This is a genomic window from Achromobacter colocynthidis (assembly GCF_057334535.1).
Map to the genome: position 1 here is coordinate 542263 of NZ_JBHFIZ010000039.1, position 14637 is coordinate 556899.

The 14637-nt window shown below is 65.6% G+C and carries 14 protein-coding genes; 4 read left to right on the plus strand and 10 right to left on the minus strand.

Annotated elements, in window-relative coordinates; genetic code table 11:
- The first annotated feature begins 49 nt into the window (after window positions 1–49).
- Window positions 50–1300 carry a muropeptide transporter gene (locus ACE04A_RS28895; protein WP_259252912.1) on the plus strand — a complete coding sequence of 417 codons (1251 nt, stop codon included), beginning with the start codon at window positions 50–52 and terminating at the stop codon, window positions 1298–1300.
- 56 nt (window positions 1301–1356) lie between these two features.
- Here the strand turns inward: ACE04A_RS28895 and ACE04A_RS28900 are convergent, their stop codons facing one another.
- Entirely contained in the window at window positions 1357–2226 is an 870-nt protein-coding gene (locus ACE04A_RS28900; RefSeq protein WP_259252870.1) for a universal stress protein, read from the minus strand.
- A 291-nt stretch (window positions 2227–2517) separates the two neighbouring features.
- Here ACE04A_RS28900 and ACE04A_RS28905 point away from each other — a divergent pair, with 291 nt between their 5' ends.
- Entirely contained in the window at window positions 2518–3156 is a 639-nt protein-coding gene (locus ACE04A_RS28905; protein ID WP_050449121.1) for a trimeric intracellular cation channel family protein, read from the plus strand.
- A 141-nt stretch (window positions 3157–3297) separates the two neighbouring features.
- Complete coding sequence (locus ACE04A_RS28910) at window positions 3298–4011, plus strand: GntR family transcriptional regulator (RefSeq protein ID WP_259252871.1); 714 nt, start codon at window positions 3298–3300, stop codon at window positions 4009–4011.
- A gap of 13 nt (window positions 4012–4024) precedes the next feature.
- Here the strand turns inward: ACE04A_RS28910 and ACE04A_RS28915 are convergent, their stop codons facing one another.
- The 3 genes from ACE04A_RS28915 to ACE04A_RS28925 are packed head-to-tail and all read right to left on the minus strand — an operon-like array spanning window position 4025 to window position 6209.
- Window positions 4025–5023, minus strand: a complete 999-nt coding sequence (locus ACE04A_RS28915; RefSeq protein ID WP_448716988.1) for a 5-oxoprolinase subunit C family protein — start codon at window positions 5021–5023, stop codon at window positions 4025–4027.
- The gene (pxpB, locus tag ACE04A_RS28920) at window positions 5020–5754 is read right to left on the minus strand and encodes a 5-oxoprolinase subunit PxpB (RefSeq protein ID WP_438860054.1); all 735 of its coding nucleotides are present in this window, start codon (window positions 5752–5754) and stop codon (window positions 5020–5022) included. Before pxpB ends, ACE04A_RS28915 begins: the two co-directional genes overlap by 4 nt.
- A gap of 23 nt (window positions 5755–5777) precedes the next feature.
- Window positions 5778–6209: a VOC family protein gene (locus tag ACE04A_RS28925; protein WP_100853321.1), complete on the minus strand. Its 432-nt coding sequence runs from the start codon at window positions 6207–6209 to the stop codon at window positions 5778–5780.
- Window positions 6210–6355: 146 nt separating this feature from the next.
- Between ACE04A_RS28925 and ACE04A_RS28930 the strand changes: the two genes are divergently transcribed.
- Window positions 6356–7219 carry a LysR family transcriptional regulator gene (locus tag ACE04A_RS28930; protein ID WP_438860055.1) on the plus strand — a complete coding sequence of 288 codons (864 nt, stop codon included), beginning with the start codon at window positions 6356–6358 and terminating at the stop codon, window positions 7217–7219.
- A 574-nt stretch (window positions 7220–7793) separates the two neighbouring features.
- On the opposite strand, the gene serA is transcribed toward ACE04A_RS28930, so the two are convergent.
- The 6 genes from serA to ACE04A_RS28960 all read right to left on the minus strand — a co-directional run bounded on the left by serA (window position 7794) and on the right by ACE04A_RS28960 (window position 14634).
- The gene (gene serA / locus ACE04A_RS28935; RefSeq protein WP_259252874.1) at window positions 7794–8990 is read right to left on the minus strand and encodes a phosphoglycerate dehydrogenase; all 1197 of its coding nucleotides are present in this window, start codon (window positions 8988–8990) and stop codon (window positions 7794–7796) included.
- A 96-nt stretch (window positions 8991–9086) separates the two neighbouring features.
- Complete coding sequence (locus ACE04A_RS28940; protein ID WP_259252875.1) at window positions 9087–9542, minus strand: DUF411 domain-containing protein; 456 nt, start codon at window positions 9540–9542, stop codon at window positions 9087–9089.
- Window positions 9543–9581: 39 nt separating this feature from the next.
- On the minus strand, window positions 9582–10556 hold the full coding sequence (locus ACE04A_RS28945) for a copper resistance protein B (protein WP_448716990.1): 975 nt from the start codon (window positions 10554–10556) through the stop codon (window positions 9582–9584).
- Between the two features lie 27 nt (window positions 10557–10583).
- The gene (locus tag ACE04A_RS28950) at window positions 10584–12362 is read right to left on the minus strand and encodes a copper resistance system multicopper oxidase (RefSeq protein ID WP_485820768.1); all 1779 of its coding nucleotides are present in this window, start codon (window positions 12360–12362) and stop codon (window positions 10584–10586) included.
- Window positions 12363–12474: 112 nt separating this feature from the next.
- Window positions 12475–13908, minus strand: coding sequence for a heavy metal sensor histidine kinase (locus ACE04A_RS28955; protein WP_448716993.1), 1434 nt, complete (start codon window positions 13906–13908; stop codon window positions 12475–12477).
- Window positions 13909–13947: 39 nt separating this feature from the next.
- Window positions 13948–14634, minus strand: a complete 687-nt coding sequence (locus tag ACE04A_RS28960; protein ID WP_485820769.1) for a heavy metal response regulator transcription factor — start codon at window positions 14632–14634, stop codon at window positions 13948–13950.
- Window positions 14635–14637: the final 3 nt, after the last annotated feature.

Below are 14637 nucleotides of genomic sequence, written 5' to 3' on the forward strand. Positions count from 1 at the left end.
CCCCCCCCCCCCCCCCCCCCCCCCCCCCGCCGCGTTTCAGGAGACCGTCATTACCGCTGTATCCAACGTCTATACCAGCCCCCGCGTGGCCCCCTTGCTGGTCCTGGGCTTTGCCAGCGGACTGCCCTTGGCGCTAACCGGCGGTACCTTGCAGGCCTGGGCCACCGTCGAAGGGGTGCCGCTTCAGGAAATCGGGTTTCTTACGCTGGTGGGCACTGCCTACACCATCAAGTTTCTTTGGGCTCCCTTTGTTGACCGCTATGTGCCGCCCCTGTTGGGCCGGCGCCGGGGCTGGATGCTGCTGACGCAACTACTGCTGGCCGTGGCGATCATGGTGATGGGCGCGCTGTCGCCGTCCACCGCGCTGATGCCGCTGGCCATGCTGGCGGTGCTGGTCGCATTCCTGTCCGCCACGCAGGACATCGCGTTCGACGCCTATTGCACGGACGTGTTGCGCAAGGAGGAACGCGGCGCCGGCGCGGCGGTCAAGGTCATGGGCTACCGGCTGGCGATGATTGCGTCCGGCGGCTTGGCGCTGATCATGGCGGACCAGTGGATCGGCTGGGGCTATACCTATGTGCTGATGGGCGGCCTGATGCTGCTGTGCGCGATCGCCACGCTGCTGGCGCCCGAGCCCGAGCACGTCGCGCGCGCGCCGCGCAACCTGGGTGAGGCAATCGGCGAGCCGTTGCACGAATTCTTCACCCGTCGCGGCGCGCTGTCGATATTGGCGCTGATCGTGCTGTACAAGCTGGGCGACGCCTTCGCGGGCGCCTTGTCCACCACCTTCCTGATACGTGGCGCGGGCTTCTCGCCCACCGAGGTCGGTACCGTCAACAAGGTGCTTGGCCTGGCCGCCACCATCGTGGGCGCGCTGGCCGGCGGGTCCTTGATGTCGCGCTGGGGCTTGTACCGCTCGCTGATGGCCTTCGGCCTGTTGCAGGCGGTGTCGAACCTGGCATATTGGCTGATCGCCATCAGCCCGAAAACGCTGTGGCTGATGGCCACCGGCGTGGGTATTGAAAACCTGTGCGGCGGGCTGGGCACGGCGTCTTTCGTGGGCCTGTTGATGGCGCTGTGCCAACGGCGGTTTTCCGCGACACAGTTTGCGCTGCTGTCCGCGTTGTCGGCCGTGGGCCGCACCTATCTGGCCGGGCCGCTGACCCCGCCGCTGGTGGAGCATATGGGCTGGCCTGGCTTCTTCCTGTTGACGGTGGTGATCGCCTTGCCGGGGCTGGTGCTGTTGCAGGTCTTGCGCGGCACCATCGACACGATGGAAAAGCAGGGCGACCAGGCCTGACGCGACGGCGGGCAGGCTAAAAAAATGGCGGCGCTTTAAGCGCCGCCATTTTCAGACTAGCTTTCGTCTTGCAACCGGACGATCAGCACGTCGCTGGGCAGGGATTCCAGCAGGCGCTCGGCCACGCTGCCGATCGCGGTGCGCAGGATGCCGGTGCGGCCATGCGTGCCCGTCACCACCAGGTCTGAGCGATGGTGGAACGAATATTCCGACAGCACGGTCTCGGGCTGGCCGGGTTCCAGCACCACCTGGGGTGGCGTGCGGCCCGCCAATTCGGGCGTGTTGGCGGTGAATTCCCGCGCGCTCTGCTCCGCGCCCTTGTAGAAGCTGCGCGTGACGGCATCGTCGGGCGCGGCATTGCCCTTGAACGGCACGTCATAAGCGTGGAACAGCGTCAGGTTGGCGTTGGGCACCAGTTGCAGCGCGGCACGCAGGGCATGGCGCGATCCATCCGAAAAGTCGGTGGCGACCAGCACGTCGCGATACGGCTTGCGCGGACGGGTCTTCACCACCAGCACCGGCTGGCGCGCCTGGCGGGCGAGCTTTTCGACGGTGGTGCCCAGCAGCAGCCGGCCCAGGGTTTCGTCGCGCGCGGTCCCGGTAACGATCAGCGAGCAGCCATAGCTGTCGGCGGTTTCGATGATGCGCGTGAGGGGGTCGCCCGATACGACGACCACTTCGGTGGAGACGTCGGCTGCGGCCAGGTCTTCGGCCAGCTCGCGTTCGGCCAGCGCCTTGTGGTCGGTGGACAGCCGCCGCCAGACCGGGGTGGTCAGGCGCGCCGTTGTGGCGTGGCTTTCCATGACGTGCAGCACGATCAGCTGGGTGCCGAGTTCGCGGGCAAGCTGTAGCGCGCGGTCCAGGGCGCGGTCGCCGCGCGCGCTCAGGTCGGTCGCCAAAAGGATGGGGCCTGTTTGCTGTGTCATATCTTTATCTCCCGGTTGCAGCCAGGGTGACGAACCCCGCGTCCGCGCAGCCTGGCTTTCTGGCCCTTGAAGGGCATGTCCCGATTGTCTCGCCGCGATGCAAATCGGGAATTGATGGATATCAACGCACGGTCCAGCGTAGGGGATGACAGCACGGGTGGCAATCCCGCCTTGCGCCAGGTCAGTCTCAATACAATGGGGGCCAGCCTTGCCTTGCGGCTCAAGCTTTTGTCGCCGTTACTTGCCCGATTGCGGGCAGGGTCCGATCCCCGTCATTCCTGAATTTTCCCCATGCTCTCCGACATATCCCCCTTGTTGCTGCACACGCTGTACCTGGTCGCCATCGTGGCCGAAGCGATGACCGCGGCGCTGTCGGCCGGCCGGCGCGACATGGACTGGATGGGCGTGTGCATCATTGCTTGCGTGACCGCGCTGGGCGGCGGATCGCTGCGCGACGTGCTGCTGGGGCATTACCCGCTGACCTGGGTCATCCACCCCGAGTACCTGTGGATGACGGGGGGCGCGGCCATTCTGACGGCGTTGATCGCGCCGGTGATGCGGCGGCTGCGCAGCCTGTTCCTGCTGGCCGACGCGCTGGGCCTGGTGGCCTTTACCGTCATTGGCTGCCAGGTGGCGCAGATGATGCAGTTGCCCATTACCGTCGTGCTGATCAGCGGCATGATCACCGGCTGCGCGGGCGGGGTGCTGCGCGATGTGCTCTGCAACGAAGTGCCGCTGCTGTTTCGCAAGGAACTCTACGCCAGCGTGTCGGTGGTGACCGGGGCGCTGTACCTGGGCGGCCAATCGCTTGGCCTGTCGGCCAACGCGGCCGTGCCGCTTGCGCTGGTGGCGGGCCTGGCGCTGCGGCTGTTGGCGTTGCGTTTCAACTGGCAGATGCCGAAATTCGTGTATCGGGACGATTGGCACTGATCGGCGGTCACTGAGCGCCTGCCGGCGTCGCCTGTGGCCCGAATTCGGCTCTGCAACAATTTTCTTATTTGTGTTTCAATAGATTTCTAGTATCTTCTCGCTGTCTCATACCATGCCTCGCGCAGTACAAAGGGGAGCCGATTGGACGTCAAAGCGCCCGCCACGATTCCGTATTTTCTGCAGGAACAAATCCGCGCGTTGATCGTGGATGGCACGATCCGGCCAGGCCAGCCCTTGCGGGAGCAAGAACTGGAGCAGCGTTTCGGCACCAGCCGCAGCCCGATCCGGGAGGCGCTGCGCCTGCTGGAACTGAGTGGCCTGGTCACGCATATCCAACGCAAGGGCTTTCGGGCCACGCTCTATACCGAAGCGCAGATCCGCCACCTGTACATGCTGCGCGCCGAACTGGAGGCGTATTGCATGCGCCAGTTGGCCGACATGCAAGACTTGGCGCCGCTGGTGGTCGAACTGCGCAGCTACGATCAGGCGATCGCGTCCGCCATGGCCCAGCGCGACGCGCGGGCCTGCATCGCGGCGGCGCGCGAGTTCTATCTGGCCTGCGCCCGCTACACGGGCAACACCCCGCTGACCAGCATGCTGAGCAAGCTCTATGAACAGGTGGAGCCGCTGCGCTTTCTGCTGGCCAAGCGGTCGGTGCAAACGCATGTGATCCAGTCGTACACCAACAGCATCACGCTGGCGTTGACGGCACGCGACGTTGACCGCGCTGCTGAGTTGACGCGCACGTATGTGCTGGAAGTGCTGCCAAGCATCCTGGAGGCTTACCGCGAGGCCGCCGGGCAGACGGCGGTGCCGGACACGGCGGACACGCCCGCCCGCTACGCCCGGGGCTGATCCGCCCGGTTCGTCAAACTGGTGCCAGCACTGCGCGCAGTGGCGCCAAGGCGTCCTGCAATTGCACAAAAGCGCGTTCCCGGTCACTGTCTAGGCGCTGCGCGTCTTCCATCGTTATCTGCTGAAAACGCAAGGTTTGGCCGGGCGCGGCCTGCGCCAGCGCCGGCAGGTCCACCGTGGCGATCTGCGCAATCTTGGGATAACCGCCCGTGGTCTGCCGGTCGGCCATCAGGATGATGGCCTCGCCGCCCGCGGGCACCTGCACCGTACCGAAACAGGCGGCCTCAGACAGCATCTGGCGCGGCGCGTCCATGTTCAATGCCGGGCCGAGCAGGCGATAGCCCATGCGATCCGACTGCGGGCTGATGCGGAATTCGGCCGTGGTGAAGGCTAGTCGCGAGGCCTCCGAAAACGCTTCCCAGTGCATGCCGGGCAGAAAGCGGATGGACTCGCGCAGTTTATTGGCCACCATGCCGGGCAGATAGATGCGCAGATCCCACAGCGCCTGATGCAGGGCGTCCAGGTCGCGGCCCTCCGCCAGCGGTGTGCGCAGCGCAATCTGGTCGCCCTTGGCCAGCGCGCGTCCCTTGAAACCGCCGAAGCCGCTGCGCAAATATGTGCTTTCGCTACCCATCACCGACGGCAACGCAAAGCCGCCGTGTACCGCCAGGTAAGCGCGCACGCCTGTTGCGGCACGGGCGCCGAAGGCCAGCGTGTCGCCCGCACGGGCCACCAGCGGGCGATGCACGGGAATGTCCTGGCCATTCAGCGTGGCGCCCAGGTCGGCGCCAGCCAAGGCAAAACAGGCCGGCAAGTCAAAACGCAGGGTGGGGCCTGTCAGCGTGATTTCCAGCGTGGCGGGGTCGCCCGTGTTACCGGCCAGCGCATTGGCAAGCCGGTGCGCGCGCTCGTCCATCGCGCCCGCGGCGGGAATGCCCTGGTGCTGGTAGCCCTCGCGGCCCCGGTCCTGAAAGCTGGACAGCATGCCGGGTTTGATGACGGTCACGCTCATGGCTGGCCTTTGCGGATGCGGTCGAATTCCTCGGGCGCAATCGGCACGAAGCGGACGGAATCACCAGGTTGCAGCAGCGATGCGGGTTCGCGGGCAGGGTCGAACAGGGTCAGTGGGGTGGCGCCGATGATGTTCCAGCCGCCCGGCAGGCGGCTCGGGTAGATCACCGTCTGGCGGTTGGCGACCGCGACGGCGCCTGCGGGGACGGCGGTGCGCGGCGAGGCCCGGCGTGGAATGTTCAGCGGTTCATCATGCACGCCCAGATAGGCATGGCCCGGCGCGAATCCCAGCATGAAGACCATGCTGCGGCGCTGGCTGTGCAGGGCGATGATGGCGTCGGGCGACAGGCCCGCGGCCTGCGCCACGTCGGCCAGGTCGGGCCCATGTTCGCCGCCATAGCAAACGGGAATGTCGATGTCGCGTCCGCCCACGGCGTCGGCGGGTATGCCTTCGGCCAGTAAGGCGTTGATGCGGTCGGTCAGGTTGGCGCAGGTGGGGCCGTTGCCCAGGCCGTCGGGCCGGTAATGCACCGCGACGGCGGCAAACGACGGCACCACGTCGGTGACGCCCGCCCAGCGCGCGTCGCGCAGTTTGCGCGCGGCGGCCAGGCAGGTGCGGCCAAGGTCGGCGTCGATGCGGTCGCCGAACGAGACGACGATGCAGCGGTCACCCTGAGGCAGGATGCGCCAGCGGGGACGGGCCGAGGAAGGAGGTTCGGAAGAATCGTTCAACGGCGCGGCACCTGTTGGGCGGATTACTTGGCGAAGAGCGAATCCATGTTCTTGAATGCCTTGAATTCCAGGGCGTTGCCCGACGGATCCAGGAAGAACATCGTGGCTTGTTCGCCCACTTCGCCCTTGAAGCGGATGTACGGTTCGATGACGAATTCCGTGCCGGCGTCGATCAGGCGCTTGGACATGGCTTCCCATTGTTCCATGGAAAGCACGGCGCCGAAATGGCGCACGGGCACGTTGTGCGAGTCAACGGCGCTGGTGGCGTTGTGGCCGCATTCGCTGGGAGCCAGGTGGGCAACGATCTGGTGGCCGTAGAAGTTGAAGTCGATCCATTCGTTCGAGCTACGGCCTTCGGGACAGCCCAGCGTTTCGCCGTAGAAGGCGCGGGCTTCGGCCAGGTCGCGGACCGGGAAGGCCAAATGGAACGGCGGCAGGTTGGTTTGGGCGGTCATGAAAAACTCCGGATCATTCAAAGTGTGATGGTGATGCGGATGCTTGCTTGGGTGTTGCTGATCACAAGCTCCAGGGCATAGTTTAGGTATTGTTTTTTTGATTGAAAAACGATATTTTTTGTGTCTTAGCATCGAAAAAATTGATCGTGATCAAAGAGTTCAAAACATTCATCGCTGTGGCGCGGGATGGCACCTTCACAGGAGCCGGCACGCATCTGGGCCTGACGCAGTCGGCGGTCAGCGCCCAGATCAAGCGCCTGGAGGAATACCTGGGCGTGGCGCTGTTTGATCGCAGCGCGCGCGCGGCTGTCTTGAACGCCCATGGCCGCGAGATGCTGCCGCAGGCGGAAGAATTGGTGGCCATGGCCGAACGCATGGTCACGACGGCCGGCGCCGGGCAGGTCAGCGGGTCTTTGCGTATCGGGGCGATTGCTTCGGTGCAGCAAGACTTGCTGGTCGGCGCGCTGGGCCGGTTTCGAGCCGTGTATCCCGACGTGCGGGTGCGCGTGGTGCCGGGCGTGTCGCTGTCGCTGTTGGGGCAGGTGGACGCGGGCGAGGTGGACATGGCGGTGCTGATCCGCCCGCCTTTTGCGCTGCCGCCGGAACTGGGCTGGCAGCGTTTGCTGAGTGAGCCGGTGGTTCTGGCCATGCCGGAATCCATGCCCGTGGCACCCTGGCGTGAGTTGCTGGCCACGCAACCGTTCATCCGTTACGACCGTGCATCGTTTGGTGGGCGCGTGGTGGATATCTTCCTGAAGAAACATCGCATCAACGTGCACGAGGCCGTGGAGCTTGATGAGATTGAGGCGATTGCCAGCATGGTGCGGCACGGCGTGGGCGTGGCGCTGCTGCCGCAATTGCGCGGGCTGGACGTGACGGGGTTACGCCTGCTGCCGCTAGGAGACCATGCCTTTCAGCGCGAAATCGGCATCATCGGCCGCCTGCCTTTCGATGCCGGCAGCGTGCGCGAAAAAATGGCGGAATGTTTAGCCGAGGCAGCAAGCTCGTAGGATGGGTGAAGCGCGGCAGGCGCGTCAGAAAAAAGCGGCCGTAAAACGCGCGCAACCCATCAAGCAGCGGTAAACCCAAAACGGCAGCAGCCATATAGGCAACGCCGCATGATGGGTTTCGCGCGAAATCCGGCGGTGTTCTTGCCAAGGGTCTCGCGCGCTGCACCCATCCTACAGTCGCAGTGTGTGGTTCGTAGGATGGGTGAAGCGCGGCAGGCGCGTAAGAAAAAAGCAGCCGTAAATCGCGCGCAACCCATCAAGCAGCGGTAAACCCAAAACGGCAGTAGCCATATAGGCAACGCCGCATGATGGGTTTCGCGCGAAACCCGGCGGTGTTCTTGCCAAAGGTCTCGCGCGCTGCACCCATCCTACAGTCGCAGTGTGTGGTTCGTAGGATGGGTGAAGCGCGGCAGGCGCGTCAGAAAAAAGCAGCCGTAAACCGCGCGCAACCCATCAAGCAGCGGTAAACCCAAAACGGCAGCAGCCATATAGGCAGCGCCGCATGATGGGTTTCGCGCGAAACCCGGCGGTGTTCTTGCCAAAGGTCTCGCGCGCTGCACCCATCCTACCCACCCTACAGTTTGTCGCAGCGGACGGTGATGGGGTGGCTGCGCAGGGTGGTCATGACGATGTCGTCGACCTGGCCTTCTACGTCGGTGATGACGTAGCCGATTTGCCCCTTGGTTTGCAGTGTCTGGCTGACGATGTTCAAACCATGTTGCGCCATCAGGTTGTCCAGCGTGCCCAGCGCGCCCGGCGCGTTGCGGTGGACGTGCAGGATGCGGGTGGCGCCGGCTGGTTCCAGGTAGGGCAACTCGGGGAAATTGACTGCGCCCTTGGTGGTGCCCGCCTGCATGAAACGCACCAGCTTCTCGGCCACTTCACGGCCGATGTTCTCTTGCGATTCCTGCGTGCTGCCGCCGATGTGGGGCGTCAGAATCACGTTGGGCATGCCGATCAAGGGGCTGGCCAAGGGTTCGTCGGCGCTCTTGGGCTCGGTCGGGAAAACGTCCAGCGCCGCGCCGGCCAGGTGGCCGGACTTCAGCGCCGCGTGCAGCGCGTCGATGTCCACCACCGTGCCGCGCGAGGCGTTGATGAGGATGGCCCCGCGCTGCATGCGCGCAATGGTCTCCGCATTCATGATGTTCTCGGTCGACTTGCCGCCCGGCACGTGCAGCGTGACCACGTCGGCTTGCTCCAGCAACTCGTTGAGCGTGCCGGCGGGGCGTGCATTGCCTAGCGGCAGCTTGGCTTCGACGTCGTGGTAAATGACGCGCATGCCCAGGCTTTCGGCCAGCGTGCTGATCTGCGAGCCGATGTTGCCGTAGCCCACGATGCCCAGCGTCTTGCCCCGGGTTTCAAACGCGCCCGCGGCGCTTTTGTCCCAATGGCCCAAATGCACGCGGGCGTTCTTTTCCGGAATACGGCGCAGCAGCAGAATTGCTTCGCCCAGCACCAGTTCGGCAACCGAGCGGGTGTTGGAGAACGGTGCGTTGAATACCGGGATGCCGCGCTGCATGGCCGCGTCCAGGTCGACCTGGTTGGTGCCGATGCAAAAGCAGCCCACCACGCGCAGGTCGGGGCTGGACAGCAAGGCGGCGTCCAGGTGCGTGCGAGAACGGATCCCCGCCACCTGCGCGCCGCGCAGGGCGTCGTGCATCTGCGACGGCGGCAAGGCCGCTGCGTGCGTGACGATATCGGTGTAGCCGGCGGCTTCGAAGACCGCGCGGGCGCTCGGGTGGATGTTCTCGAACAGGACGATTTTTGCCATGACTGCCAGGGGGTGGTGAGAAAGCTTGTTATTTATTGTGGCGCATTTTTGCTGCAGTGCAAGGAGTAGCCATTGAGCCGGTGTGGATGAATTGTTTCAACGATAGGCCTGAAACACCTGGGCGTCGCCTTGCTTGCCGACCAGCAGCACGTCGTGCGGCGTCTTTCTGCCGCCGTACTCGGGGCCGTCCATGCCCGGCGAACCCAGCGGCATGCCGGGGGCGGCCAGGCCGGCGGCGTCGGGCTTTTCCAGCAGCAGGCGGCGTACGTCGCTGGCGGGCACGTGGCCTTCGACCGCGTAGCCGTCGACCATCGCGGTGTGGCAAGAGCCGTAGTCCGCCATGCCCGCGTTGCGGCGGATGGGGCCGGTGTCTTGCACATCGTGGGTGGTGACGATGAAGCCGTTGTCCCGCATGTGCTTGACCCAGTCTTCGCAGCAGCCACAGGTGGGCGTTTTCCAGACCTCGACCTTGATGGGGCCTTGGGCGGTGGCGAACGCCGGCGCGCAGAGCGCGGCGGCAAGAACCAGGCGAGTCAGTCGGGATACGTTCATGATGCTCCGATCAGGGTGATGGACAAGGGCAAGTGTGCGTCAGAACCAGAATCGCACGCCGGCCATGACGGCGGTCTGCGATCGGCTGGCGCCGGCGTCCGACGCGTAGCGCGCCGTCTGGCCGAACTTTCGTTCAAAGGATACGCCGATATACGGCGCGAATTCGCGCGTGACTTCATAGCGCAAGCGCAAGGACAGCGAGCCCGTGGACAGGCCCGACCCGATGCCGCGTTCGGCATCGGACTTGCCATACAGGCTGGCTTCCAGCTCGGGCGTGAAGATCAGCCGTTGCGTCAGCAGCAGGTCGTATTCGGCCTTCAGCGCCAGCGCCGTGCGGCCCGACGCGCCCACATACGCGGTGGTTTCCAGTTCTACGTTGTAAGGCAGCACGCCTTCAATGCCGAAGGCGGCCCAGTTGCGCTTGGGGCCGGTGCCGATGTCGCGGCGCGCGCCCAGTTGCAGGTCCCAGAAGGGCGATACCGCGTGGCTCCAGAAGGCTTCGACCTTGCCGTCCGAGCCGCCACCGTTTTCGCGTTCGCCTTCGCTCTTCACGACCAGGCGGTCGGTGGCGGTGCCGAACCAGAAGCGGCCATCCCACTCCAGCGCGTTCTGGCCATCGCGGTTGCGCGATACGCCGAATTTGTCGAACAGCACCTGCCAAGTAGGCGCGTTGTCCATCATGTGTGGGTGGATGCCATAGCTGTCGTAGCCGCGTTCCCCCGCGCCGTCGCTGGACGGCAGGCTGCCCAGGGGCGGCGAAACTGAAGCGGGGGCGTCATGGTTCATGTCCGCGTGATCCATCGCGGCCGGAGCAGTTGGCGGCGTCGCGCCGTGGTCCATGCTGGAGTGGTCTGTCGCGGCCGGCTCGGGTGAGGGCGTCGCGCCGTGGTCCATGCTGGAATGGTCCATCGTGCCATGATCCGCGGCGGGGGACTGCGCCTGCGCGCCTGCCGCGGCCAGCGTCATTGCCATTGCCACGGCGCACAGCTTCAGTTGCCGTGTGCTCGATGTCATTGAGGGTTTCATCGAAAGCGTCATTGATTACTCCACCACGACCGCTCTGAACATACCGGCCTCCATGTGATACAGCAGGTGGCAGTGGTATGCCCAGAGCCCGCGCGCGTCGGCGCTGACCCGGTAGCTGAGCCGCTGCGCGGGGTTGAGCGTGATGGTGTGCTTGCGGACCTGGAAAGCGCCGTCGGGCGACTCCAGGTCGCTCCACAGGCCATGCAGGTGGATGGGGTGCGTCATCATCGTGTCGTTGACCAGCACAAAGCGCACGCGCTCGCCGTAGCGCAGCACGATGGGCTTGGCGTCCGAAAACTTCACGCCGTTGAACGACCACATGTAGCGTTCCATGTTGCCCGTCAGATGCAGTTCGATCTCGCGCGATGGCGCGCGCTTGTCGTCGGGTTCGCGCAGTGAATGCAGGTCCGCATAGGTGAGCACGCGGCGGCCGTTGTTGCGCAGGCCCACGCCCGGGTCGTCCAGGCGCGTCGACACCTGGTCCGGCAACATGGAATTGCCCACGCCGCGTTCCGTGGCGTAGGGGTGTTGGACTTGAACCATGCCGCCTTCGCCAGCCCCTGAACCGTGCGCGTCGCCGTGTTCCAGGCCGGGCACGGCGCCGTGGTTCATCGCGCCATGGTCCGTGCCGCCGGCATCGTCCATGGGGGCTTCCTTGCTTGCGCCCATGTCATGCGACATCCCCATATCCATCATGCCCAGCAGTTGCACGCGGTCCAGCGCGGGGAGGTCCGCCTGCATGCCGGCGCGCGGCGCCAGCGTGGCGCGGGCGTACCCCGAACGGTCCATGGCTTGCGAGAAGATGGTGTAGGCACGCTCGTCTTTGGGTTCGACGATGACGTCATAGGTTTCCGCCACGCCAATGCGGAATTCCTCTATCTCCACCGGCCGCACGTCCTGTCCGTCGGCGGCCACCACCGTCATCTTCAGGCCGGGAATGCGCACATCGAAGTAGGTCATCGCCGAGCCGTTGATGAAGCGCAGCCGGATGCGTTCGCCCGGTTTGAACAGCCCCGTCCAGTTGCCGGCGGGCGTGGCGCCGTTGGTCAGGAAGGTGTAGGTGGCGCCGGACACGTCCGCCAGGTCCGACGGGTTCATGCGCATCTGCTCCCACATCAGCCGTTCGGACAGCGCGGCGCGCCAGCCGTGCTCGCGCGCGTCGGCCGACAGGCTCTGGACGCTGGGCTGGATGCCGTTGTAGTAATCGGGCATCACCTTGAGCTTGTTGAACAGCCGCATGGGATCTTCGTCCGTCCAGTCGGACAACAGCACCGTGTGCTCGCGGTCGAAGGCGACGGGGTCGTGATGGCGTGGGTCGATGACGATGGCACCGTACAGGCCGGTCTGTTCCTGAAAGCCCGAATGGCTGTGATACCAGTACGTGCCGCTTTGACGCACCGGAAAGCGGTAGGTAAACGTCTGGCCGGGGTCGATGCCGCCAAAGCTCATGCCTGGCACGCCGTCCATGTTGGAAGGCAGAAGAATGCCGTGCCAATGAATCGACGTTTGTTCGCGCAGCCGGTTCGTGACGTGCAGCGTGACCGTGTCGCCTTCTCGCCAGCGCAGTATGGGCGCGGGTAACTGGCCGTTGACCGTGGTGGCGATGCGGGCCGCGCCGGTGTAGTTCACGGGTGTTTCACCGATCTCCAGATGGAATTCGGTGCCGCGTAGTTCGGCGGTGAGGGCGGGTGCGGGCGCGGCCCCGGCGGCGCGCCAGCCGCCCAGCGCCGCCAACGCGCCGCCCGTGGCCAGGCCTTGCACAAAGCGGCGGCGGGCAAGAGATGAGGTGCCCATGGGCTTCGCGGCGGGGCGGAAGCGGGGCAGAGCGTCTTTCACGAAAGTCCTTGAAGGAGTGACCGTGATGACACTTTAGGAAAGCCGGGGTGACCTGATTCTGTCGCCTAGATTACGGTTTTGTAATGTTCGCCGGCGCGTTGGTCAGGGACCGGTTCTGGGTCGAGTGAGAACCCTTCAGTGTGATGCCCACCACCGTGCCGTTCGCGTCGGACGCCGCATCGACATCGCCGCCATGCATGCGGGCGATGGCGCGCACGATGGCCAGCCCCAGGCCGTGGCCTTCGCTGCGCGGCGCGCGCGATGCGCCCGACCGGAAGAAGCGGTCAAAGATGCGGGGCAGGTCCGCCGCCGGAATCGGCGTGCCGGGGTTGCGCACTTCCACGCGCGCGCCCGCCGTTTGCGCGGAGCAGGTCAGCACGATTTCGCTTCCGGCTGGCGTGGCCTTGATGGCGTTGGCGATCAGGTTGGCCAGTGCCCGGCGCACCAGGCCGGGGTTGGCCGCCACCGTCGCATCGCCCTCGCAGCGCAGGCGCACGCCTTGTGCCTCCAGCATGGCCTCGTAGTAGTCAGCCACCCGCCGCGCTTCGGCGGCCAATGACACGGGCGCCAGGTCGGCCGCCTGTTCGCCCCGATCGGCGCGGGCCAGGAACAGCATGTCGTTGACCAGCGTCTTCAGGTCTTCAAGTTCTTCCAGGTTGGATTCCAGCGCGTCGCGCAGTTCGGCGGCATCGCGCGGCGACGACAGCATGACCTGGGCGCCGTTGATCAGCGTGGCCAGCGGCGTGCGCAGCTCATGCGCCACGTCGGCGTTGAACCCTTCCATTTGCTGATAGGCCGCTTGCAGGCGTTCCAGCGTGCGGTTGAACGAGCGCACCAGGTCATGCAGTTCGCGGTCGGTGTCTTCAAGCGGCAAACGGTGCGCCAGGTTGTCGGGCTGGATGCGCGCGGCCTGTTCCGACAGGCGCCGAGTGGGGGCCATGCTGCGTCGCACGGCCCAGGCGGCCAGCACCACGGTCGCGCCCACCCACAGCGCGCAGATCAGCACCAGCGCCGTGCCATAGGCGTAAAGGAATTGCGAGCTGGTGCGGGTACTGACCGCCACGGTCAATTGCGCGCCGGGCAGGATGCGGTCGTTCATGGCGACGCGCAAACCGCGCATGCGGCCGCCGTCGGCGGTTTGCAGCACCACCTGCCGGCCGTTGACCGTGTCCAGCGTTTCAGGCGGCGGTCCGCCATAGACGGCGTGGCCTTGCGCGTCCACGATCCAGATGCCCAACTGGCCTTGTCCCGCGCGCATCTGGTCAAAGGTGGCGGCCAGGTCTTGCAGGCCGCTGGCGCTGTTCTGCATGTCGATCAAGTGGTCGATCAGTTCCAGCTTGCCGCTGACCTCGGTGATTTCCTGGCGCTCGACTTCGCGCTTGAGCGCCCAGAACAAGGTCGCGCCCGCCAGGCTGGACACCAGCAGCGCAATGGCGCCCAGCAACAGCGTCAGCCGGGCTTGCATCGAGCGCATGCGGGGCGGCTTGGGGCGGGGCGGTGTCATCGGAGTGACCTCATGGGCGCGGCCATTCGTCAGCCGGCGTCATGGCGGCAGCGGCTGGCTGCGCGACTCCAGCACATAGCCCATGCCGCGCACGGTATGCAGCAGCTTGGCTTCGTAGGGGTCGTCCAGTTTGCTGCGCAGGCGGCGCACCGCCACGTCGATGACATTGGTATCGCTGTCGAAATTCATGTCCCACACCTGTTCGGCCAGCGTGGTGCGCGACAGCACCTGGCCCTGGCGGCGCAGCAGCAGCGCAAGCAGGCTGAATTCCTTGGCGGGCAGGTCCAGCCGGCGCCCGCCGCGCTGGGCGCGACGGCTGGCCAGATCCAGTTCCAGGTCGGCCAGCCGCAGCAGCGTGGGTTCCTGCGCGCGGCCACGGCGCAACAGCGCCTGCACTCGCGCCAGGAATTCCGAAAAGGCAAAGGGCTTGACCAGGTAGTCGTCGGCGCCGCCTTCCAGGCCGCGCACGCGGTCTTCCACCGCGTCGCGCGCGGTCAGCATCAGGATGGGAGTGTCTTTGCGCGCCCGCACGGCGGCCAGAATGCCGAAGCCGTCCACGCCGGGCAGCATCACGTCCAGCACGATCAGGTCGTACGCGCCTTCCAGCGCCAGATGCAGGCCGTCCACGCCGTCGCGCGCCACGTCCACGACATGGCTCTGTTCCGACAGGCCCTTATTCAGGTAGTCGGCCAGCTTGGGTTCGTCTTCGATGACCAGGATGCGCATGGC